The organism is Psychrobacter sp. SC65A.3 (assembly GCF_025642195.1).
Taxonomy (GTDB): Bacteria; Pseudomonadota; Gammaproteobacteria; order Pseudomonadales; family Moraxellaceae; genus Psychrobacter; species Psychrobacter cryohalolentis.
This window is the reverse complement of sequence record NZ_CP106752.1, coordinates 2,160,999-2,183,825: the sequence shown is the minus strand read 5'-3', so window position 1 is coordinate 2,183,825 and position 22,827 is coordinate 2,160,999. Positions and strand designations below refer to the sequence as shown.

The 22,827-nt window shown below is 42.3% G+C and carries 14 protein-coding genes and 2 tRNA genes; 10 read left to right on the top strand and 6 right to left on the bottom strand.

Going from position 1 to position 22,827, the window contains the following annotated elements:
* The first annotated feature begins 98 nt into the window (after positions 1–98).
* Both OEG80_RS09165 and OEG80_RS09160 read left to right on the top strand, forming a co-directional pair.
* The gene (locus OEG80_RS09165; protein WP_263240472.1) at positions 99–1,769 is read left to right on the top strand and encodes an ATPase; all 1,671 of its coding nucleotides are present in this window, start codon (positions 99–101) and stop codon (positions 1,767–1,769) included.
* A gap of 748 nt (positions 1,770–2,517) precedes the next feature.
* Positions 2,518–4,125, top strand: a complete 1,608-nt coding sequence (locus OEG80_RS09160) for an inorganic phosphate transporter (RefSeq protein ID WP_149409860.1) — start codon at positions 2,518–2,520, stop codon at positions 4,123–4,125.
* Positions 4,126–4,234: 109 nt separating this feature from the next.
* Here the strand turns inward: OEG80_RS09160 and OEG80_RS09155 are convergent, their stop codons facing one another.
* Entirely contained in the window at positions 4,235–5,872 is a 1,638-nt protein-coding gene (locus tag OEG80_RS09155; RefSeq protein ID WP_263240471.1) for an aminotransferase class I/II-fold pyridoxal phosphate-dependent enzyme, read from the bottom strand.
* 451 nt (positions 5,873–6,323) lie between these two features.
* On the opposite strand from OEG80_RS09155, the gene msrB reads away from it, so the two are divergent.
* The 4 genes from msrB (at position 6,324) to OEG80_RS09135 (ending at position 7,821) form a co-directional block, all read left to right on the top strand.
* A complete protein-coding gene (gene msrB, locus OEG80_RS09150) occupies positions 6,324–6,749 on the top strand; it encodes a peptide-methionine (R)-S-oxide reductase MsrB (protein WP_263240470.1) in 426 nt (141 codons plus the stop codon).
* Positions 6,750–6,894: 145 nt separating this feature from the next.
* Positions 6,895–7,380, top strand: a complete 486-nt coding sequence (locus tag OEG80_RS09145) for a glutathione peroxidase (RefSeq protein ID WP_263240469.1) — start codon at positions 6,895–6,897, stop codon at positions 7,378–7,380.
* Between the two features lie 223 nt (positions 7,381–7,603).
* Positions 7,604–7,679, top strand: a tRNA-Val gene (locus OEG80_RS09140).
* A 65-nt stretch (positions 7,680–7,744) separates the two neighbouring features.
* Positions 7,745–7,821 (top strand) — tRNA-Asp (locus OEG80_RS09135).
* A 906-nt stretch (positions 7,822–8,727) separates the two neighbouring features.
* Here the strand turns inward: OEG80_RS09135 and OEG80_RS09130 are convergent.
* From OEG80_RS09130 to OEG80_RS09120, 3 genes are all read right to left on the bottom strand, one after another.
* Positions 8,728–9,471, bottom strand: coding sequence for a siderophore-interacting protein (locus OEG80_RS09130; protein ID WP_020442962.1), 744 nt, complete (start codon positions 9,469–9,471; stop codon positions 8,728–8,730).
* Between the two features lie 92 nt (positions 9,472–9,563).
* Entirely contained in the window at positions 9,564–10,826 is a 1,263-nt protein-coding gene (locus OEG80_RS09125) for an HmuY family protein (protein WP_020442963.1), read from the bottom strand.
* A 90-nt stretch (positions 10,827–10,916) separates the two neighbouring features.
* Entirely contained in the window at positions 10,917–13,097 is a 2,181-nt protein-coding gene (locus tag OEG80_RS09120; protein ID WP_263240468.1) for a TonB-dependent receptor plug domain-containing protein, read from the bottom strand.
* Positions 13,098–13,564: 467 nt separating this feature from the next.
* Between OEG80_RS09120 and OEG80_RS09115 the strand changes: the two genes are divergently transcribed.
* From OEG80_RS09115 to OEG80_RS09100, 4 genes are all read left to right on the top strand, one after another.
* Positions 13,565–14,710 carry a ChuX/HutX family heme-like substrate-binding protein gene (locus tag OEG80_RS09115; protein WP_263240467.1) on the top strand — a complete coding sequence of 382 codons (1,146 nt, stop codon included), beginning with the start codon at positions 13,565–13,567 and terminating at the stop codon, positions 14,708–14,710.
* 270 nt (positions 14,711–14,980) lie between these two features.
* On the top strand, positions 14,981–15,736 hold the full coding sequence (locus tag OEG80_RS09110) for a heme/hemin ABC transporter substrate-binding protein (protein ID WP_263240466.1): 756 nt from the start codon (positions 14,981–14,983) through the stop codon (positions 15,734–15,736).
* A gap of 53 nt (positions 15,737–15,789) precedes the next feature.
* Positions 15,790–16,776 (top strand): FecCD family ABC transporter permease, encoded by a 987-nt coding sequence (locus OEG80_RS09105; protein WP_020442967.1) that lies wholly within the window; start codon positions 15,790–15,792, stop codon positions 16,774–16,776.
* Positions 16,777–16,791: 15 nt separating this feature from the next.
* Positions 16,792–17,649 carry an ABC transporter ATP-binding protein gene (locus tag OEG80_RS09100; RefSeq protein WP_263240465.1) on the top strand — a complete coding sequence of 286 codons (858 nt, stop codon included), beginning with the start codon at positions 16,792–16,794 and terminating at the stop codon, positions 17,647–17,649.
* A 929-nt stretch (positions 17,650–18,578) separates the two neighbouring features.
* Here OEG80_RS09100 and OEG80_RS09095 read toward each other — a convergent pair.
* Both OEG80_RS09095 and OEG80_RS09090 read right to left on the bottom strand, forming a co-directional pair.
* Entirely contained in the window at positions 18,579–20,291 is a 1,713-nt protein-coding gene (locus OEG80_RS09095) for a multidrug ABC transporter permease/ATP-binding protein (protein ID WP_263240464.1), read from the bottom strand.
* Positions 20,292–20,403: 112 nt separating this feature from the next.
* Positions 20,404–22,692: a TonB-dependent receptor gene (locus OEG80_RS09090; RefSeq protein ID WP_263240463.1), complete on the bottom strand. Its 2,289-nt coding sequence runs from the start codon at positions 22,690–22,692 to the stop codon at positions 20,404–20,406.
* Between the last annotated feature and the right edge of the window lie 135 nt (positions 22,693–22,827).

Below are 22,827 nucleotides of genomic sequence, written 5' to 3'. Positions count from 1 at the left end.
TATTTACTAAAAGAGCGCAGTGCTATGATAAAACAACTTAGCTATTTTAGACGATTATTTTAAACCAATTATTTGATAAGACTATAGCGAGCATAAACATGAGCAAAAAAAAGAATAAAACAGATAAGTCAGCAGAAGATGTGAGCGCGCCATTTAACGAGCAAGTCGTCGAGCAGCGTCTTATGCCCAATCCTTTGAGCAAATTTTCAATGGATGAAGATGCGCTGCGATTGGCATTGGTTACAGCCCAGTTCGCTCTGCGTGCGACGCGCCAGCCAGAATCACCGAGTACTGATAAAGCCATTGGGCTATTAGTATTAGTCAATGGTATGGAGCAGGCAGGTAAGGGGACAGCGGTAACGCAATTGCGCCAGTGGGTCGATCCGCGCCTGCTTAAGGTAGAAGCGACCATTGGTTATTGTCCTTTAGCACACCAACCGATTTGGCAGACGCATACCAAAGCCATGCCGCGCCACGGTGATGTGATGGTATATTTTGGCAACTGGTATGCAGATTTACTTTATAACGTGATGCGCATGGCAAGTGCAGAGAGCGAAAAGTCAGAAAAAAATAAGAAGAATAGGGATATTGAAGCGTTACCAATTGGTCAATGGCAAGACTATTTACGCCAGCAGCTAACGGAATTGCAAGCTTTTGAGCAAGACCTTGTGGCAAATCAAACGCAGCTACTAAAGTGCTGGTTTCATGTCGATATCGAGACTTTGCAGGCGAGGCTTAATGATGACGAGCCAGATCCGAAATTTCTATACCAAATTGATTGGCATGATATGACGATAGTGGCTAAGTTCAATGAAGTTGCTGCCGAATTATTACGCCAGCAAGGCGATTGGATTATCATCGATGGCGCAGATAAATCGCAAGCAGCCATACATTTTTGTCATGAAGTCTTACATGCGATGCAAAAAGCCTTAGTTAGCAGCCGAGGAGAAAACAGTGCAGAATCAGATCAAGCACAAGATTCAAAGGATACTCATAATAACCAAGTAGAGTATCAGTCAATAAAGTTTGAGCGAGTAAAAATACCTAAGGTACTTACTGATATCGAAGATTCAGATATTGATAAATCTGACTACAATGATGCATTGGCTAAGAAGCAGGCGCGCTTGGCAGAACTGTTACGTGCGCGTCAAGGTCAACATGTGGTATTTGCCTTTGAAGGTATGGATGCAGCAGGAAAGGGCGGCGCTATCAAAAGACTGGTGGCACCACTTGATCCACGTGAATATCAAATTTATAATATTGGCGCGCCCATGTTATATGAGCTACAGCATCCTTATTTGTGGCGTTTTTGGCAAAAGCTTCCGAACGAGCAGACAGACCGCATCAGCCGTGTTGGTATTTTTGATCGTACTTGGTATGGGCGTGTCTTGGTAGAGCGTATTGAAGGCTTTGCGAAGGATGATGAGTGGCAGCGCGCTTATGATGAAATCAATCGCTTTGAAGCTGCCTTGGCAGCATCAGGTACTTTGGTAATCAAGTACTGGCTGGCAATCGATAAAAAACAGCAGCTTAAGCGTTTTGAGGAACGTGAAGAAACTGCATACAAACAATTTAAATTGACCGACGACGATTGGCGTAACCGTGATAAATGGTCAGATTATGTACAATCGGCGGCTGATATGCTGGCACGTACGGATACTAAGAACGCCCCTTGGTGTGTGATCGCTAATAATGACAAGCGCCAAGCACGTTTAGAGGTGTTAGACCACGCTATCGAGCAGCTATCCGCGTTGCTTGCTGCCAGCTAAGTCATAATGTGCTACATAGATAAATTTTCTTAAAGTCTTGGAATGCGTAGCAAATGCTAAGCGGAAATTATTTATCTTATAGAGGTACTTTTAATCCTATTCTTAAGCAGCTACCTATTTATTTATAACTATTAATTTTCCACTGTTATCACTTGAATTGACTATGGCAATTCAAGTGTATGTTGGCTAAAAATAACCCGATAACGTCTGATCTAAAGTGTATATTTCTTAAATCTTATATTCACAGTTACAAATCTTGTAATATCATCATGCATTATGCGTCTATATTTAATATAATAGGCGCGTAATGAGCGTTGCTATCTATTAAAATAGCTTGGTCTTCTGTTTATTTGTCTTTAATATCAATGTATTATTCACAATAAATAGCTTGTATAGAAGAACGCTATTATCATAAAAACGTAAGCCGCAAGATGCTTTAATCAGACGATTTGGCAATACCACTTGCGGCTTTATGACATTTTACTTAGACGTTTTATCTTAGTTTCTGATTGTCGTTAAGCTCAATTGCTTATTTGCAAATGGCTATAACCGCTAAGATAAGATAATAAGGAGGGTGTCAAAGCGTTGAGGCAGCTGTCTCAACACAGTATTCTAAAATTGTATTTCAAATAACCACGTTGCGCGCATGTTATTGTATTTTTGGGTGGTAATAATCACATCATTAATAGCCGCGTAATGTCATCATTTGTCAATAATTTCAATCAGCTTACGCAGGACGTATCAACGTATGGGTATTAGCAGTAGCTCTACAGGACCAACAAAATCAGTCGGCTCTATGAAAATTAACCTACTTTTTGCCATTTTAATGATTGGAATGACCGCCTACTTTTTGTGGTGGGGTCTAGATTACACCATGCATCAGCAGACAACGCTATTTATTGTCGCCACTGCTTTTGGTGTTTTCATGGCATTCAATATCGGCGGTAATGACGTTGCCAATTCATTTGGCACCTCAGTCGGTGCAGGGACGTTAACGATTCCACAAGCCCTAGGTGTGGCAGCGATATTTGAAGTATCAGGGGCGGTACTTGCTGGTGGTGAAGTGACCGATACCGTTCGGAGCGGCATTGTCAATTTAGATGGGTTGTCAGTAACACCCAATCAGTTCATTTATGTCATGCTTTCAGCACTCATTGCTGCTGCATTTTGGCTGTTGTTTGCCACCAAAAAAGGTTTGCCGGTTTCGACCACACATGCGATTATTGGTGGCATAGTGGGTAGCTCTATTGTATTGGGTATCACCTTAGGTGGTACTGAAATGGCGTTATCAACAGTGAATTGGGACAAGATTGGCATGATTGCCATCTCTTGGATTATATCACCGCTATTAGGCGGCATTTTTTCTTATCTGTTATATGGACAGATTAAGAAAAACATCATTGAGTATAACGATAAAACAGAGGCGCATATTGCTACTCTGAAAGATAGTAAAAAGACGCTAAAACTGACGCATAAAGCGTATTTGGATGGTCTAACCGAATCTGAGCAGTTGGCTTATACGTCAGCGTTGTTACGTGATCAAGAAATATATAAAGATGATGATTGCGTCGTTGAAGATTTAGAGACGAATTATTACAAAGAACTTTATGAGATTGAAAACGAGCGCAGCAACCTCGATACCTTAAAAGCACTCAAGCAATGGGCGCCTATTATGGCGGCTGCAGGCGGCGCAGTCATGGCCTCTTTGGTCATCTTCAAAGGTCTGAAAAACGTCAATAATGGTATGACGACGTTGCAAGGCTTTTTAATCATGGGGATGATAGCAGCGCTAGTATGGCTTGCGACTTATATTTATACTAAGAGTATCCGCGGTAAGCACAAAGAGGATTTGACCAAAGCCACGTTTATTATGTTTAGCTGGATGCAAGTCTTTACTGCATCAGCATTTGCTTTTAGTCATGGCTCGAACGATATTGCTAATGCTGTTGGTCCATTTGCAGCGATTATGGATGTTATCCGTACCAATAGTATTTCAACAGAAGCAGCAGTACCACCTGCTGTGATGTTAACTTTTGGTGTAGCATTGATTGTCGGTCTTTGGTTCATCGGTAAAGAAGTGATTCAAACTGTCGGTACCAATTTGGCAAAAATGCATCCTGCTTCTGGTTTCTCAGCTGAATTGGCTGCGGCTGCGGTTGTGATGGGTGCATCGACGATGGGTATACCAGTATCGAGCACGCATATCTTGGTCGGTGCTGTACTTGGCATTGGTATCGTCAATAGAGACACTAACTGGGCACTGATGAAACCAATTGGTTTGGCATGGATTATTACCCTTCCTGCAGCAGCAAGTATGTCTGCAATCAGTTATATAGTGCTGATAAATATCTTTTAAAAGTTGAAATCAAAGTCATTTAATTTTTGATTAATACAAATAAAAAACGCTTATCGATATCATATCGGTAAGCGTTTTTTTATAGAAAAATATAGGTGTCATCTATATATTAGTCAATACCAAACTGCTTACGCTTCTTAGCAAAGAAGCGGTCTAAGCGATCCATAGCGTCTTCTAAGTCGTGTAAGTTGGGTAAAAACACCAAGCGGAAATGGTCATTTTTATCCCAGTTAAATCCTGTGCCTTGTACCATCAATACGTTTTCTTCTAACAATAAATCCATCATAAACTGCATGTCATCTTTGATAGGGTAAATCTCAGGATCCATCTTTGGAAAGCAGTAAAACGCGCCTTGTGGCATGGTACAAGAGATACCTTTAATCGCATTAAGACGGGTCACTGCCAACTCGCGCTGCTTGTACAAGCGCCCTTTTTTAGACGTTAGGTCCTTCATGCTTTGATAGCCACCCATCGCTGTCTGAATCGCATATTGTCCTTGAACGTTAGAACACAGACGCATAGATGCAAGCATATCTAAACCTTCGATAAAGTCAGCCGCATGTTCTTTACGACCTGAAACCATCATCCAACCAGCACGAAAGCCTGCGATACGATGTGATTTTGATAAACCATTATAGGACAACACCAGTACTTCATCGGTCAAAGTGCTCATCGGCGTATGTTCCATATCATCATAGAGAATACGGTCATAAATCTCATCCGCCATGATGATTAAGTCATGCTCTTTTGCGACCTCGACGATTTGCAGTAGTACTTCATCACTGTACAGCGCGCCTGTCGGATTATTGGGATTAATAACTACGATGCCTTTGGTTTTGCTGGTGATTTTAGATTTGATGTCTTCAATATCAGGATGCCAGTTATCTTCTTCATTACAGCGATAATGTACCGCTGTACCGCCTGCGAGATTGGCAGCTGCCGTCCACAGTGGGTAGTCTGGCATCGGAACCAGCACTTCATCGCCATCATTCATCAGCGCTTGCATGGTCATGACAATCAGCTCAGAGACGCCATTACCTAGATAGACATCACGAACATCAACTGCCGATAGCAGTCCCTTTGATTGGTAATATTGCAATACCGCTTTACGCGCTGAAAAAATCCCTTGCGAGTCTGAGTAGCCCGTCGCTTCCGGCAGATTCATCGCCACATCACGCAAAATCTCATGCGGTGCTTCTAAACCAAAAGGAGCAGGGTTGCCGATATTTAGCTTTAAGATACGCTTGCCTTCGGCTTCCATTTTATTGGCAGTTTGCAGCAGAGGACCGCGAATGTCGTAACAGACGTTTTGTAATTTATCGGATTTTTTTATTGAGTTCATAGAGTGACCACTCATCAGGTTATTTGGTGAATTTTTGCGGGGAGTAGAAGAGGTAGTTGTTGTTGGTGTATTTTGAATAGTGCTATGAGGTTGCTCGCCTGCATCGACAGCTTTATCATTATCAGACGATATACTGTCAGAATCGTCATCTGATTTGCTGTCACTTTCAAGCTCACCGCGCAACAAATACCCTTCGCTACAACCTAAGAGTCGCGCAAGGGTAGGTAGCTTAGATGAGACAATCCCATTGGTCCCACGCTCCCAATTAGAGATAGCACCGCGGCTGACTTTAGCGCCAGCAGCAGTCATCGCTTGTGCCAGCTGCTCTGCCGTCATGCCTTTGTCACGGCGCAGCTGTACCAGTCGTTCAGCCTGTGTGCTTTTAGTTTTGTCATCAGCCGTCATTATGTAAGCCTTTTTTATTTTATGAATCTGTCATTAATCAGGTAACGAAATTAACTCTCTTGGATAAGTATTAAGCTAATGCTTTAAAAGAGAAATACTTTTAATTAACTGTTAATGCAAGATATTATTGCATATCAAAATTAAATGCAAGTTATTTGTATATTGTAGATTTTCACTATGTAAGAAAATCTTGCATTGCAGAGATTTATAATGCATTGAGAGACTTCAGCTCAATAAGAAACGATCTAACTTGTGATTTTTCGATATCAAATTGCCTACAATATCTGGCACTACCATTCCATGCAGTGAGTATTCTTGTTATAAACATCTTGAATAATAAGACGCTCGCCAACAGATAAAGCCTATCGTTTTTATATAAAATAGCGATAAAGCCTCGATAAACCATTACTCACGATAGAGTAGACAATCAGTCATTCCATAAGGATACGTTATGCAAGACAATCAACTGAGCAAAGAAGAAATCAGCCAATTGACCGAGGCTGACTGGAAAGAGCGCTTAAGTGCTGAGGAGTATCATGTGCTGCGCGAGAAGGGCACAGAGCGACCATTTACGGGCATTTATAACGATATTAATGATAAGGGCATTTATCGCTGTAAAGGATGCGGTGCTAACTTGTTTGAATCAGACAATAAGTTTGATGCAGGGTGCGGTTGGCCAAGCTTTGATCAAGGTATCCATAATAGCGCCATCGATGAGCATGTCGATGATTCGCTAGGCATGCGCCGTACTGAAGTGACTTGCAGCAATTGCGGCGCGCATTTGGGCCATGTATTCCCTGACGGTCCAAGTGAGACCACTGGCATGCGCTATTGCATCAACTCGTTGTCTATCGATTTAGATAAGTCTGAAGAATAGTGACAGCGGCGTGTAAGCTAATGAGGTAGTAGTAAAAAGAGTAGGGAGTATTGATATCTCCCTACTTATTATTAATATCACTAAGCTTATTAACCACAATGTCTAATGCTTGATAGCAAACAAATAACTCATTTAAGGATGAATAATGACTACTATTTATGATTTTAGTGCTGAGCGTATCGACGGAACGACGCAAAATTTCTCTAAATATAAAGATCAAGTGTTGCTAATTGTTAATACCGCAAGCAAGTGTGGCTTTACGCCGCAGTTTGAGGGCTTAGAAGCACTGTTTCAGCAATATAAAGACCAAGGTTTAATGGTTATCGGTTTTCCCTGTAATCAATTCGGCAACCAAGATCCTGCTAATAATGATGAAATTGGCGCATTTTGCCAAAAGAACTATGGTGTCAGCTTTCCAATGATGGCAAAAGTCGACGTCAATGGCAGTGATGCTCATCCTGTGTTTGAATGGCTAAAAAATCAAAAAGGCGGGCTTCTCACAGACGGTATCAAATGGAATTTCACCAAGTTTTTAATTGATAGTAAAGGGCAGGTAATTGCTCGTTATGCACCAACGACCAAACCTGAAGCGCTCAAGGCTGATATAGAACAAGCGCTGGCGGCAAAGTAAGTACTAGAGTGAAAAAGATTAACTATTCTGCGAAATTATAAAATCAATTAAAACAGATGCTTATAAATTTAATCAAGAAAATAAGCAAAAATCTGTGATAAATATCAAAATAGTGTTTGACAGGCATGTGTAAATCTATATAATACACACCCACAGCAGCAGAGCTTAGTGACAAACTTAGAGCTCAGTTGATGTTGAATAAATTGCCTAGCAATTGTTCGAAGGGTGATTAGCTCAGTTGGTAGAGCGTCTGCCTTACACGCAGAATGTCGGCGGTTCGAATCCGTCATCACCCACCACTATTTAGTATAGCGTTACTCTTAAGTAGTAGGCTAAGTGGTTAAATAAACTAAGTACGACCTAAGCAGCGGTAGTTCAGTTGGTTAGAATACCGGCCTGTCACGCCGGGGGTCGCGGGTTCGAGTCCCGTCCGCTGCGCCATATTTAAAACGAATTTAAACTCTCGGGTTTAAGCAAGTTTCGCCTCAAGTATTCGTTTACTTGAGGTTTTTTTGTGTCTGTAATTCTCCTTAAAGCCTTTATCCGTAAGGGTTGGTTATTCTGTCTTTATTAACTCTTAAGAAGCAATCTACTCTTTAATAATATATTCTCTATAAGTCTGCGTGCATGTACTTTACCTTTTGAAAATCGGTGGCCAAGTGCTCGGTGACCAAACGGTGACCATTTTGTGACCAAGGTTGTTGAAAGTTGCTGACGGTAACTGATCCCCAATTTTTTATGCTTATCGATAAGTTCGGGAGCTTAAAGGATTAGCCTCAAACTAATTTTGAGATAAAGACTACAGTGTTGAATAGACGTTTTTTTAGGAGCTAGCAGCTATGCTTGCCCCTATCTGGTTCACGTTTGATATGAACTTATCATCAAATATATTCTGATTTTCTAAAGGTTGCCACGGCAGCACAATGACAAATGGCGCACCGTGTGGTTATACGTTGCTCGTGCTTAGCATGCCGCGTAAATGACTGACTAGATCTTCTATTGAGCGCTAGTCCTAATCCTGTTGGATTACTTTCACTATCATCGCCGGTACAACGTTCAGCTCCCAGTTTTGACAATATCACCTGAGTAAAGCACACCATGCAAGGAAGGTTGTTAAGACTATATTATGTATACCTCTGGCAACCTTTTGCACCAATATCAGAATTGAGTTGCTAATAATATTTAGAGGCTAAATTGATATTTACATTACCGTATTAATAAAATAATCGACGTCTAAGAGATTATAATCTAGCCTACGAATGAGTTGATGACAACGTCAGAAGCTTAATATTAATAGCCCTCAAGTCATTGTTAACACAACTCGGATTTTTGAAGGTGGATAGAATATTATTCTAGGTTTTGCGCATCTTCCTGCTTCTCAATTTTATGCTCATCCTCTGTACGCTCTACTTTCCAGTAGCTAGATATATATAAATGCGTTTTAGCTATGGACCGGTTGAATTTAAAATAGTCACGCAGTACACTCATACTATGGAATTCACAAGCAGCCCAAACAGCAGGTTGCCCTTCAAGCCAAGTAATGGTTTTAACATACTCAAGTAAAGGGCTGCTTGCGGAGTTTGGAGTAGGGTTAATAACCCAGTAAATGTCAATGTTCTTAGGTTTTTTAAGATTTTGTCGATCTGCCTCGCTGCTGATCTCAAGAATGGCATAGCCGCGTGCATCGTCAGGTAATTGTGCAAGATTGACAGTAATCGCAGGTAGTGCAGTCATATCACCTATTAATAAGAACCAATCTGCATCGCGGTTGATGAGCTTTTTTGGTCCTGGTCCGCCGACTAAAATCTGATCACCAACCTGAGTGTTTTTTGCCCACATTGATGCAGGGCCTTCAGCGTCGTGCAAGGCAAAATCGACGTCTATTTCATCCTCACGTTGACCACTGATGGTATAGGTGCGCATTAGTGGTCGAGCCCCATGGCCTTGAGGAAATATGAGTTTAATATAAGTGCTTTCTTGATCTGTTGGAAAGTCAATCAAGCCAGCACCGCCAAGCGTGACGCGGCACATATGTGGCGTGATGTATTTGGTACAAATAACATCCAGTATTCTTGGAGCAGGTTTTGCCATTTTATAAAGTGCCTTATTTTGTAGCGGTAAAGATAGTTGCTAATCAAGTCAGGATTGATACTGTCATCTTTGATTTTAGCAAAAATAAAAGATTAAGGAGCAGGCTGAATGTCTATTTTAAATTCCCATGAGGTCGCAGTCGTCGCTGAGCTATCAGGATATTTGATTTTATCCAAACGCACGCGTGCATAGCTATTGCCTTCAGCAGATCTAATGAGCGCGCCTTGTGCGCTGTCAACTGGTTTGGCATTAAGCTGATGGGTCATGCCATTGTAGGTATACCAGCCAAAGTCTAAGTTCGGGAAACTGCCGGTATAAGCAGGATTGAGATCTGAGCCTTTACTGTCAATAACCCAGCTTCTAGCACTCAGCGGTTTATCATATACAGCGGTGTTGGTAAGGTCGGCTAAAGTAGCCGCGCTACCATCGCTGGTAAATTGACTGGTAATCGGTTTACCTTGCGCATCATAATATCCGGCTGGTGTGGCGGCAAGATAACCCCCAGTTTTACCACTGCCCGAATCCCCACCATTTAAAATCACATCATTACGCTTAAAGCCAATCTGCCAAGTGCTATTTTTATCGCTACTACTTTTTCCTGTAGCTAAATCAAAATAGACCCAATTATTATTGTTTGAGGCATCGATGGTTTTCGTCTGTACCTTATTTGGTAGGGCCGTATCAAACCAGCGCAGAGTAGGGTAGCCAGAGGTGCCTGCATCATTATAGTAGTTTGTGATTTGCATGGCATAAATAGGCTGCTGTACGCTGCTGTCTGTCATGGCGCTGCTATTATCTGTGGTTACAAGATAGACGCGATTGTTCGGGTAGAGCTGATGGTTGCCTTTTAAATTGTATTCAAACCAAGGCTGTGCATCAAATATACCGCCACTACGGTCTTCATTGTAGTGCATGGTAATATCACGTTTGGTATCAGGGTCTTGAGTTGCATTGCTATAACGGCTCAAATCTGACCAGTCGATCAAACCAAAAACGCCGCCCAAACCTGCGCCAGAATCACCGCTATTTGACCAAAGCTTAACCGAACGCGCTTGGTTATCAAACTTAATATCCCATTTATCTTCAGCACACGAGCTTTCAGCTTTGGCGTCAAAGTCATAACAGGTAGCGGCCACAGGCGCTATATTGGTGACTTGCCAAGTGGCCGTTTCGCTAAAGCTGGCAGTGCTAACAGGCGGCGTGTTACCGCCATTACCAATATTGCCGTTACTGTCACTGCTTGTACCATCACTGCTGCCACCGCAACCGGTCATGCTGAGGGCTAACAGGCTGCTACTGAAAAGTAATGCCAATTTGGTCGGCTTGGTGTTAACTAATGGGATAATTGGGGTCATATCAGCTTCCTTGGTGGTTGTCGTTTTATATAAAAGGTGAAAAACAGCACTACAAATACAACTGCTTTAGAATGGTTGTGAATCAAAGGTTTACCAATGGTAGCTGGCGCCAAGTAACCACTCACGATTATCAATGGGACGATAGTCACTGGTATCAGTGACATCACGCTGCACATCAAAGATATTATTAATCGCTGCATATAAGCTCAAGTTTGCAGTTGCGTCATAATTGAGCTTGCTATCGAGTGTCCACCAAGACGGTGAATACGCCTGCTCGCTGGTACTAATCAGCTGTTTGGATTCATAGTTAAGGCGCGGGATCAGCTGTAATTTGTCATTGATTTGATAGTCTAGTGCGAGCATCGCTTTGTGATTGGGTTTATAAGTCAGCTCGGTATCCGTTACATTGTTATGCGTTTTTAAATAAGCATAGCTGGCTTGCAGTTTGGCGCGCTTATCTACTTGCCAATCAATGCCAATATCGCCGCCATAAGTTTTGGCGCTATCGACATTCATGTATTTATAAATGGCGATGTTACCGTCGAAGGTAGCGTTGTCCTCGTCGGTTTGGATCAGATCGTTCACTTCATTATAAAAACCATTGACAGTCAAATTCAGGGTGTCGCTCAGTTGACCTTGATAGCCGATCTGGTAACTGGTTGAGTTTTCAGGCTGCAAGTCGGGATTGCCCATGACTTTATAACCCAAATTGCTGTGGTCAAAGACGTAGTAGCGTTCTTTCAGGTTGGGCACGCGATAACCACCGCCAATACTGCTACGAAAGACATGGTCACGACCGCTGGCATCCAAATGATTGTATTTGAGTGATACCTTTGGCGCCGTATGGCCACCAAAGTCCTCATCGTTCTGATAGCGAATACCGCTCAACACCTCCCAGTTATCACCAATCAGCCAATCATCTTGTATATACAGCTCACCGACATCGCGGCTGACGTTATCGCTGATAAGCTCGCTGAATTTATTTTTCGTTTGGCTTAACTTGTCTTGCTGAACCTGACCGCCAACTTGGATAAGATGAATGTGTTTATCGGATAGCATTAACTCAGGTAGGTCGAGCTGCGCTTGCGCCAGTGTGGTACTGATGTCTGTGTCACGGGCGCTGGTGATGGTTTGCTGTGTTTTAGTATTGGATTCGCTTTGATATTCCTCATGCAGTGCTTGTGCGGACAACCGATACGTTTTGCTGCGATTATCCGCATGTGGCGTGATATCAGCGCGCGCACCAACACTAAAGCGCTGCTTAGTAATGTGCTCATCTCGTTGCTGGGCCAAATATCGCGGTGCCACATAATAATTAAAACGGCTAACATCGTCTTCTTTATAGTGGCTGGCCTCTAGCCAATACTGAGCATTTTTGACCATTCGGCTATCGTTTCTACTATCGTCATTGTCTGATATGCCTTTACCGTCCGGGCGGTAGCTAAATCGGGCACTGACTTGTGATTGTTCGCTGGCATCTTTTAATCTGGGCCATGCTTCATGGTCTAAGCTCAAACCATTATTATCCAGATACGAGCCTGATAGACGCGCATGAAAGCGCTGGTTTTTATCTAACACCCCTTCCACGCTGGCTTCTACATAGCGTTTGTTAGAATCTAACTTTTTACCAGATGGATTTTGCCGACCATTGCTGGCAATATCGGTAGTGATATGTCCTGTTGCCGCGCCAATGGGTTTGGTGATGATATTGATAACGCCGCCCATCGCCGCGCTACCAAACTGCGCTGACGCCGCTCCCTGAACCACTTCTATTTGTTCAATATCCATATTCATATATTGATTCAAATTTACCGTCGAGCCAGTGCTGGCGGTAATGGGTAAGCCATCAATTAACACTAATACTTGATCACCGGTAAAGCCTTGCATGCTGACCTCGTAACCTGTTTTGCCATGGATTTCACGTAAGTACACATTGGGCAGCAAGGTTAGCGCTTCTTTTAAAGTATGAGCATGATTATCATCGAGCTGTTGGCGACTAAGTAATTGCAGGGCAACTGGTGTATCACTTAATGCACGCTCAGAGCGAGTAGCGGTTACTACGATAGGGTCTAAACGTATGCTTGGCATGGATGCATCGCTTGTAATGTCAATATTAGACTCTGCAAGAGGCGGCGCTGCTTGGACTGAAAAAGGAGCCAATGAAGAGACAGCTAGGGCGATACTTATGGCTAATTTACTACGGCACAGCTGTGGTGGATGGGTGTGTAATTTTGTATGAGTCAAAAGGGGTTGAGACGCTAAAATCGACATAAATAAAACAACCATCGTAAAAGTAGAAAGTAAGAAAGTCGCGTTGCTTAAAGATCTTTTGCTGCAAAAAGAGCAATCTAAAGCGACCGTGTCATAGTTTTAATTGTTAAGGATTTTGTTACTTGATTCACTATCGTCAGCAACAAAGCTCAGACATCATATTTCAAAAGATAATAATTATCAATATGCAAATGATAATTATTACTATTTACAAAGTGAAAAAATGTTGCCATAATAATTTTCGTTCAACATCACCTAGCAGGAATAATAAACGGCAGTTACGAAAAAGACGTGATGACTAATACGTTATGAAAAAAGCAGTCTCTTGATCACGTTTTGACAAGCACTGATTTTTCAAACGTCTGTCATATACTTTATCCCTGCTATTCTTAATACATTCATATTTAAGCTGACAACGCCAAGGTGATTGGGTTTTTTTTATCATCGACTATTTTATGGAGCGCACTATGAGTCACCCGTTATCGTTAAGCAAAAAAAATACTGAGCTGTGGCAACAATACCAGGCATTAAAAGTAAAAATACCGATGCTTTTTCCCACAGAAGGGGCGACTGCGCTAGGTGTCAGCGAGTTTGAGCTCATGCTTGCATCTCCTTATAGTCAGTATATTGGAGATCAGTGCAAAGCCGTTTTAAAGCAGTTTGAGACGTTTGGTGACATGGAAAGCATCGTCAGAAACGAGCTGGCAGTGCATGAAAAAACGGCGCCGTATCACAATCTTAAGCTTGGCGAAAAGATGGGATTGGCACTCAATGTTGGTGGTCTAGATTTGCGATTCTTTATGTGGCAATGGCAGCATATGTTAGCGGTAACGGATACCAGCCGCGCCGATAAACCGTCTTATAGTATTCAGTTTTATAACGTCCAAGGTGCTGCTATCGACAAAGTGTATCTACGAGAGCTAAGCGATGAGAATATCAGCCGTTGGCAAGCGATGATTAAGGAGCAGCAGCAAACGGTGAGTAATGAGACGCTAGCATTAGGGGCACAGGAGCCGCTAAATGACTGGCGTTACAAGGCATTAAGTGAAGAAGAGCGTGCGCAGCTACAACAAGGCTGGCAGGCGATGACAGATGTGCATCAGTTTCATTCATTATTAAAAAATCTCGGTATCGATCGTGCTAGCAGTTACCGTCAAGCACCAGAACAGATGACGCAGCAGCTTGAGATTAGCGCTGTCGAAGCGGTTTTTGAGCAAGCGCGCGATGCCAAATGCCCAATCATGATATTTGTCGGTAATAGTGGACTCGTACAGATTCAGACAGGAACGGTACAGACACTCAAGCGTATGGGTGATTGGTTTAATATTTTAGACAAAGACTATAATGACTTTACGCTACATTTAAAAGACAAAGCATTGGCGCAAGTATGGAGCGTTAAGCGTCCAACCAAAGACGGTATCGTGACTTGTATCGAAGGTTTTGATGGTCACGGCGTCAGTATCTTTAGTGTGTTTGGTCAGCGTATTGAAGGCACGCCTGAGCTTGAAGAATGGCAGCAGATCGTTGCCAAAGTTACCGAATCCCATTCGTATGCGGACATGATGCATGAAAAGACAGCAACACAAGTACTAACGACTGACGACATGGCATAAATTTAACGTTGGATATGAATAATTATGACTGGCACTAGAGGCGTCTATCATTTATATAAGCCTTTACGTGACAGTCGTTTTAATCATAAATAATTTGTCAATCGACAACCGTTATAAGAAATCCTTCAAAATTATGACCAAGGAACCGTTATGTTCTCTCAGCTATTAAAACAAAACAAAAAAAACTTAAAATTCGAAAAACTATCAACGATACATATATCTTTTAGAAGAAGTGCCATAAGTATATCTACCATTATTGGAACATTTGCCGTGCCTTCGCTTTCTGCCCAAGCTTATGAACGTATCGTTGCGATGAGCCCAGATGTGGCAGATGTGGTCGTGGCCCTAGGAGCGACCAATAAGTTGGTTGGTAAAGATGCGACCAATAATAATCCAGCGTTAAAGAATGTGCCAGCCGTGGGTATGCATCGTAATATCACCGCCGAGTCAGTGTTGGCCGTCAAGCCAGATTTGGTGCTCGGCAGTTATATGGTACAGCCGGTGAGCATTTATCAGCGCTTAAATGGTCTAAAGGTTAAAGCCGTCAATGTAGCGCCTAAAGAAGAAGTAAATACCTTTGCCCATAGTATTAAAACAATTGGCAGTTACGTGGATAAAAAACCTGAAGGGTCGCAGCTTGCTAAGCGTTGGAATGCAGGGATGATCCCAATGGCAAAAACCGGTAAGCGCTATTTATTAAGTTACGATGGTCGTATCGTTGCAGGTAAGGGCACGGTAGGCGATGAGCTGATTCGCCGTGCTGGTGGAATCAATGCGGCAAACGTATTGGGGTTAAAACCCATGTCACGTGAAGGCTGGCTGGCAGCCAAGCCCGATGTCATCATTATTGCTGATCATAATCAGGCAGTGGTTGGCGGGGTCAGTAAATTTAGCAAACGTCAAGAGATTGCGGCAAGTGTTGCTGGTAAAAATGGTGGCATCCACTTTTGGCCAGCCGATGACTTTTTACGTTATGGCCTGAACTCACCACAAGTCTTAAAAAAGCTGAATGCTGTAGCAAAATAGCTCAAGCAATATATAGCATAACCTCTTTTATATTCAATAAAATGATATCTCACATGGCAAATACGATTTCCGCTTCTATCCCTATACAAACTGGAAGACACAAACATAGCATCTATTATGTTGCCGCCACTTTCGCATCTGTGCTGCTAATTTGGTTGGCGCTTGGTATTGGCTTTGGCGAATGGTCAAGTCCCAATTATCTTGATGATACCATCTGGCAGCTGCGTTATCCGCGCGTGGTGACGGCATTACTGGTTGGTATGGCGTTGTCAGTTAGTGGTGCAGCATTACAGGCTTTATTTGAGAATCCTTTAGCTGACCCAAGTTTAATCGGTACATCAGGTGGCGCGGCGCTTGGTGTTGTTTTGGTTCTGGCATTGGGGTTTGGGGGCATTGGGATACCGCTTGCTGCGTTTACTGGAAGCGTGCTGGCCTGTTTATTTATTCTCGCTTGTCATCGGTTTTTAGGTGGCGGGCAGATGGGCTTGCTGATATTAGGATTTGTCATCAGTGCTTTTTGTGCTGCGGTGGTCAGCCTGATTTTATTCATGTCTGATGACATGGTGCTGCGCTCGGCGACCATTTGGCTGTCAGGCAGTATGGCAGAAGCGGGCTTTGTGCCGCTGCGTTATTCGATTGTCTCTATGTTATTGGGGTTGGCAATTTTATTGCCATTAGGTCGGCAGTTGGACGGGTTGATGTTAGGTGAGGCAGCCGCTAAATCCTTAGGTATCAAGGTGGGTGTGGTTCGTTGTTTGGTGGTGATTGCTTCGGCATTATTGACAGGGGCAGCGGTGTCTTTAGCAGGCGTCATTGGTTTTATTGGCATGATGGTGCCAAACCTGCTGGCCATTCTGTTTGGTGGCGGACGTATGCGCCTCATGATTTGGTCTGGCTGGCTTGGGGCGATATTATTACTCGTCATTGATGGCACGGCGCGGCATGTCGCTTATCCAGTGGATGTACCCGTTGGCATTGTTTTAGCGTTGCTTGGCGGTCCATTCTTTATTTGGCTGTTTGTGCGTAGTAGCCGCCGTTAATCAAAGAGAGTGTTTATGTTTCATTCATTTTTTACGGATATATCAAAGACATCGCTAGTAAATCGAGAAAGCAATATAGATAGTAGTAATATCAATAGTAGTAATGCAGGGGAGCTGTTGTCGATGCAAGATATTCATATCTCGCACGGTCATAAAACATTGTTAAGAATAGACAAGCTAACAGTGCCAAGCCAAAAGCTGGTCGCCTTTATCGGACCAAACGGCGCAGGTAAAAGCACGTTGCTGCACACGGTTTTGGGTCAACACACAGGAACCGCGCTTAAAACAGATGGCCACATTACGATTTACGGTCAGCCGGTCAACGAGGTCATGAATCATGGACATATCGCTTGGGTTGGACAACATGAGCGTTTTGAGCTGCCGTTAACGGTACTGGATTATGCGCTATTGGGCGTTTCACCTAATCTTGCATGGTATCAGCGCCCAAATAGCCATCATGTTGAGCGCGCACAAAATTTACTACAGGATTTTGAATTATTAAGTTTGGTCAGTGCTCGCGTGCAAACCTTATCAGGCGGTGAAAAACAGCGTTTGGCTATCGTACGGGCGCTGATGCAAGATACCGATATTATGATGTTTGATGAGCCGACCAATCATCTTGATATTCGTCATCAGCGTTTCTTACTTAATTACTTGCATAATCTGGTGCAACAGCAACGCAAAAGTATCTTGGTTGTCCTCCATGACTTAACCCATGCACATCGCTATACTGATGAAGTGGTATTATTAAATGGGGGAGAAGTTGTTGCGCAAGGAACGCCCAGTGAAGTGATGACACGCCCGCAATTAAGCGATGTTTATGATGTTGATATAAAGGTGCATCAAACTGAAGATGGCTTGGTGTTTGTATAAAATTTCCAGTAGAATTATTCGTTTATTTTTTATAAGAATTTAAGAGACTGTTCTACATAACTAGGACATATCATTAAACCCTAACAATATCATCTAAAATTAGCTTAAGTTATAGTTTGCACAATATAGTCTGCAAACACTTTAATGATTAAATGGCATTAATATTTTACTCATAGTTACTGATAAATTATAATGTTTATAGCACTCTGATAGCAGGCGAGTCGACACTTAGTGTTTCAGTATCTAACACGTTAATATTGTATTATTCCTATTGGTTCAGCTAGATATCTGGAACTTTTAATAAATATAATCGGGTCAAGAACTACCTAAAGAAAGCATTGGTCTAACTGTTTAAGTAGGATTCTTTATGCTGATTCCAAAGCCTGATTACAAGCCTCAGCCAAATAAGGATCAAACCCCGACTTTCACAAAGCCACCTGGCAAATCTCATTATTAGTAATTTGTATTGGAAGCATTGTGAGTACTGACTTAGAGGTTTTATCAGTATAGTGTGTTCATATTTTGGCTGATAATCTATATCTATAAATGATATCTGTAGACCCGTAATATTGTAGGTAATGGTATCTAGTAATACTTAACTCATAGATATGAATTAATTCTGTAGAAGCTTATTATTTCAAAACAACTTTGCCAGCTGCACTATCCATTCGATAGTTTTTAATGTTCCCAGCGATAACCAAGTTAATTGCTTTTTCGATCTCATGAAGGGGGGGGATATTGAACCATTCTGTCGCCTGAGATATCAATTACGTCGAGTCGTTAGAAAAATCTGCTGCTTCTCAAAAAAGCTTGATAACAACATTAAAACGTTCGACTTGGTGTTCTTTTATATCAATTATGGCTATGTCTGATGACAGCATGCTTTTTAGAACACCACCAGATTTTTTAATGATACGACTTATGATTACTCACTCTAACATGGCGATGGCGTCCGCACTAGCGCGCTTGCGTTCTTCTGCATTTAACTCAGTCAGTTTTCCTTCTTTCATCATCAGCAGACGGTCAGCATGCTCGAAATAACCGTCATCATGACTGATAATAAACAGCGTTTTACCCATAGATCTTAATTCAGGAATCAGCGTTTGATAGAACACTCGGCGAAAAGCGGGGTCTTGGTCAGCGGCCCATTCATCGAGTAGTAAGAAGTCCTTTTGTTCGGCGACAGCGAGCAGCATGGCCAAGCGTTTGCGTTGTCCTTGTGACAGCTTGTCGGTAGACAATCGATGGTCAGTTACAGTCAATTTATCTTGTAAATTTAATTTACGCAGCCACTCAGTTACTAAAGACATATCAGGGTCATTGTCTTGACTGCCGATTAATTGTTTAAAAAGATATTGATCACTAAAAATGGCAGAAAATAGTTGTCGATAATTGGTAGTGTTATCCGAATCAATCGTCTGTTCATCTACTTTTATAGCGCCTGTCGTAGATGTAAAAATGCCAGTAATTATTTTTGCAAGGGTGGACTTGCCGCTGCCATTAGACCCTATCAAAAACACCACTTCGCCACGCCTCAAGGTTAAATTGACTCCTTTTAAAATGTCATCAGTAAGCGTGTCATTTTCAGCCACAACTTCTGGTGTATCGTGCTTTACACCTTGATAGCGATAACTTACATTGTCCAACGTGATGGTCTGCCAATCATTTGCTGCTACATTGGTTAAAAACGCTGGCTGATAATCAGTAAGCGCCAAAGTCTGTATTTTATCTAACGCGACTTGCGCCGTTTGTAAAGTTGGATAAGCGCCAACGGCTTGTAGTAGCGGCGATTGCATAAATAGAATGGTTAAAGAAAAAGTAGTGGCAACGCTCATGGGTATATTGAGATAGTTTGAGACCGCAAAGACGACGCCAATCGCTGCAAACATCATAATGTTCGACCAATTCACTGCTGATAAGTGAAAGGTATCCGCTTTAATGACACGCTTTTTATAAGACTGGGCGTGGCTCAAAAAATCGTTAGTATATAGTTTTTGCGCGCGGTGCTGATTGAGCGCAAGCTCTTTTCGACCTTCAATAATAGATTGATAATCTTGATACAAAAGATCATTGATCTCCCTTAATTCTGTTAAATGACTGTAAACATGCTTTACCAAAATGGTGCTTATCCGAATCGTCATCACAATCCAAACCATGATGATCAGCAATAATGGCAATGACAACCAACCTAAATATAAGGCGACTGCACTAGATAAAATAACCCCTTGAACCAATTCTGGCATACGAACAAAGGCCACGGTGATCGATTGGATATCGGTAGATAAACTGGCGAGTAGTTGGGCGTTTCCTAACTGGTCAATTTGCGGAACGTTGGTATCGATGATTTGTTTTACCAGCTTGGTTCTTAGCTCATAAACAAATCTATGACCCAAGCGGGTTAGGGCATACTGTGATAAAAAAGTCGTGACTAATAGTAGTATGACTAGGCCTGAAAAATAACCGAGGCTTAGCCATGATAAGGTATTAAAAACAGGCTGACTGATAAAAGTGTGGTTAATATAAGCAATAATACCCACACTAACAGCGGCATTGACTAAGTTAAGCAAGATGACTTTGAGAAAAGGCAGGCGATAATGCGACCAGATCATATGATATAAAGAAGCTGTAGCGCGAGAGGACATAGTGACTCAATAATAAAATGAATTTTGCATATTTCTAAATAGCATAAAAGGGAGTAGGTGTTGCCTAATCCCTTTTGTTTAAATTTTATAACTATAGTTTAATTTGCGTGGTTTAGAAATCAAACGTCGCTGAAACTTTTAACGCAGTGAGTTCGCCTGCATTTAAATAACCAGCATCTGCATAGCCACCTACTGATTGCCAATAATCTTCGCCCGTGACATTGGTTACCATTCCTTTTAAAGTGACATTTTGTCCTGCTAGCATAGTTTTATAGCGAGCACCAAGATCTAACGTCGTATAACCGTCAACTTTTAAGGTGTTGGCATTATCAGCATAACGTGGGCCTGTATGAATGATGTCACCTGTTAAGGTGAATCCTTCAAGTGCCGCAACATCATATTCTAGATTAACGTTACTTTGTAAGGTAGGAAGACCGATGACTTTATTACCATCTAGTGCCGCATTACCGGTGTCTTTTTGTTTGGCACTTAAATAACTCACGCCAGCATTTAGGCGCATATTTTCGCTAGGGCTACCAAATACGGTCAGTTCTACGCCTTGGTGACGGTTTTTACCAACAGATATAAAGGTGTTTGAATCATCGATATAGTCACGAGCGGCATCAGTGCGGTACACAGATAAACTACTGCCAATAAGCCCGTTGTCATATTTCACGCCAATTTCGGTTTGTTCACTCACGTAAGGGTCCAAAGCTTGACCCGCATTGGTGACAGGGGCATTGTTATTTGTCTGAGGGGCTGTTTTCCCTGGTGCTAAGCTTTCGATATAGTTACCGTAGAACGACCAGTCCATGCTCGGTTGATAGACAATACCGATACTTGGTGTCCACTCACTTTTATCGTAATGACCAGTTTCCGCCTGGGTATTGGCATCATAGCTAGTCGTTTTTATATTTTGATGACGCACCCCTAACGTGGTTTTAAGCTTGTCATCAAACAGTGATATGGTGTCTGCTAGTGCAAAGCTTTGAAACTGCTTTTTGTTGGTTAATTTTGGATCGTCTAAGTTACCACCGAAGGTGGCTGTACTTGTAAAAGGAACCTCAGTGTAGTCGGTAGGACGGTACAAATTGGTCGTAGGTTGATTGCCAAAATCAAACGCGAATGCACCTTTTTCTTCTTGATCATACAGGTTTGCTGCCAATACCAAATTATGAGCCACTTCACCCGTTTGTAATTTACCACGTAGACCAAGTTCGGCACTTTGTACCAAATCTTTTCTAGAATTATCAAAACGATAAATCGTGCCCGCACCATCAGCATTGTTGACGGTTAAGGTGGCTAATGAATTTTCTTCCTCGCTATTTCGTACGCCGTAGGCGCCATAAGCGGTGAGATTATCATTAAAATCATATTCTCCTCGAATGGTACCAAAGACATCTTTTTCATCTGAATACGTCCAAGGCTGCGCCCAGTTTTTTGAGCCGTCTGGCGCTTTTGGTATGCTAGAAACACCACCAAGATTGACACTAGGGCGAGTTTCTTTAAGTTTGTTATCTTGCCAGCCCAAATCTGCTGATAATCGGTATTGCTCGCCTTTATAATCTAGCCCAAGCGCTGCTAAACCTAATGTTGAAGATTCATCATCGATGGCACTATCACCATCTTGATAAGCGGCATTAAAGCGAACGCCAAAAGCATCCTCCGTACCGAAGCGATCACTGACGTCTATCGCCACTTTACCTTGATTACCTTGACCATAACCCAAAGTCAATTGACGCAGTGGATCATTACTAGCGCGCTTGGGTAATAGGTTAATCGTACCACCAGCATTGCCACCACTGGGCGCAGCACCATTTAGCATGGCAGAAGCGCCACGTTGAACTTCCACACGCTCGAATAATTCGGTGGCGATATACTGTCTAGGCAGTATACCGTATAGACCGTTAAACATCGTATCATCTGATGTGGTGATAAAGCCACGCATAAAGTAAGCTTCTTGGAAGTTACCAAAACCCCTTGCCACGCGTACGGTTGGGTCTTTTTTAAGCAGGTCGCCCACACTCTGTGCTTGTTGATTGGCGATATATTCGTTGGTGTATGACGTTGTAGAGAATGGCGTATCCATAATATCTTGATTGCCTAAAATTCCCACACGGCTTCCCGTCGCGACTTGACCACCTTCATAAGCATCTGGCAATCCATCCGCTGACGCATCAGCACTACTGGTCACCACAATAGTATCAAGCACCACGCTTGGAGTATCAGATTGAGCGTCGACACTTAAATCCGTTTGTGCCCATGCTGCTTGGCTTGCACCCAGTATGATGACTGAGGTAGACAAACAAGAGTAATATACGGATTTTACTGAAAGCGGATGACGCGCTCTGTTAGATGCTTTGAGGCAAAATAGGGCAGAATATAAGCGAGACAGTTGCATGGATGTTACCAATATGTAAGTTAAATAACTATTATAATGATAAGCATTTTCATTAACAATAGTGGCGCGATATTAATTTTAAATATTTTTAAAGCCCTAAATAGCGATAATGATTTCATGTCGTTATTGAAGTAT

What these genes read in the sequence shown, in the direction of transcription:
- OEG80_RS09100 (WP_263240465.1), top strand. Translation starts at nt 16,792, where the DNA reads ATGTTTCATTCATTTTTTACGGATATATCAAAGACATCGCTAGTAAAT.
- OEG80_RS09090 (WP_263240463.1), bottom strand. Translation starts at nt 22,692, where the DNA reads ATGCAACTGTCTCGCTTATATTCTGCCCTATTTTGCCTCAAAGCATCT.
- OEG80_RS09155 (WP_263240471.1), bottom strand. Translation starts at nt 5,872, where the DNA reads ATGACGGCTGATGACAAAACTAAAAGCACACAGGCTGAACGACTGGTA.
- OEG80_RS09125 (WP_020442963.1), bottom strand. Translation starts at nt 10,826, where the DNA reads ATGACCCCAATTATCCCATTAGTTAACACCAAGCCGACCAAATTGGCA.
- OEG80_RS09120 (WP_263240468.1), bottom strand. Translation starts at nt 13,097, where the DNA reads ATGTCGATTTTAGCGTCTCAACCCCTTTTGACTCATACAAAATTACAC.
- msrB (WP_263240470.1), top strand. Translation starts at nt 6,324, where the DNA reads ATGCAAGACAATCAACTGAGCAAAGAAGAAATCAGCCAATTGACCGAG.
- OEG80_RS09115 (WP_263240467.1), top strand. Translation starts at nt 13,565, where the DNA reads ATGAGTCACCCGTTATCGTTAAGCAAAAAAAATACTGAGCTGTGGCAA.
- OEG80_RS09130 (WP_020442962.1), bottom strand. Translation starts at nt 9,471, where the DNA reads ATGGCAAAACCTGCTCCAAGAATACTGGATGTTATTTGTACCAAATAC.
- OEG80_RS09160 (WP_149409860.1), top strand. Translation starts at nt 2,518, where the DNA reads ATGGGTATTAGCAGTAGCTCTACAGGACCAACAAAATCAGTCGGCTCT.
- OEG80_RS09165 (WP_263240472.1), top strand. Translation starts at nt 99, where the DNA reads ATGAGCAAAAAAAAGAATAAAACAGATAAGTCAGCAGAAGATGTGAGC.
- OEG80_RS09105 (WP_020442967.1), top strand. Translation starts at nt 15,790, where the DNA reads ATGGCAAATACGATTTCCGCTTCTATCCCTATACAAACTGGAAGACAC.
- OEG80_RS09145 (WP_263240469.1), top strand. Translation starts at nt 6,895, where the DNA reads ATGACTACTATTTATGATTTTAGTGCTGAGCGTATCGACGGAACGACG.
- OEG80_RS09095 (WP_263240464.1), bottom strand. Translation starts at nt 20,291, where the DNA reads ATGTCCTCTCGCGCTACAGCTTCTTTATATCATATGATCTGGTCGCAT.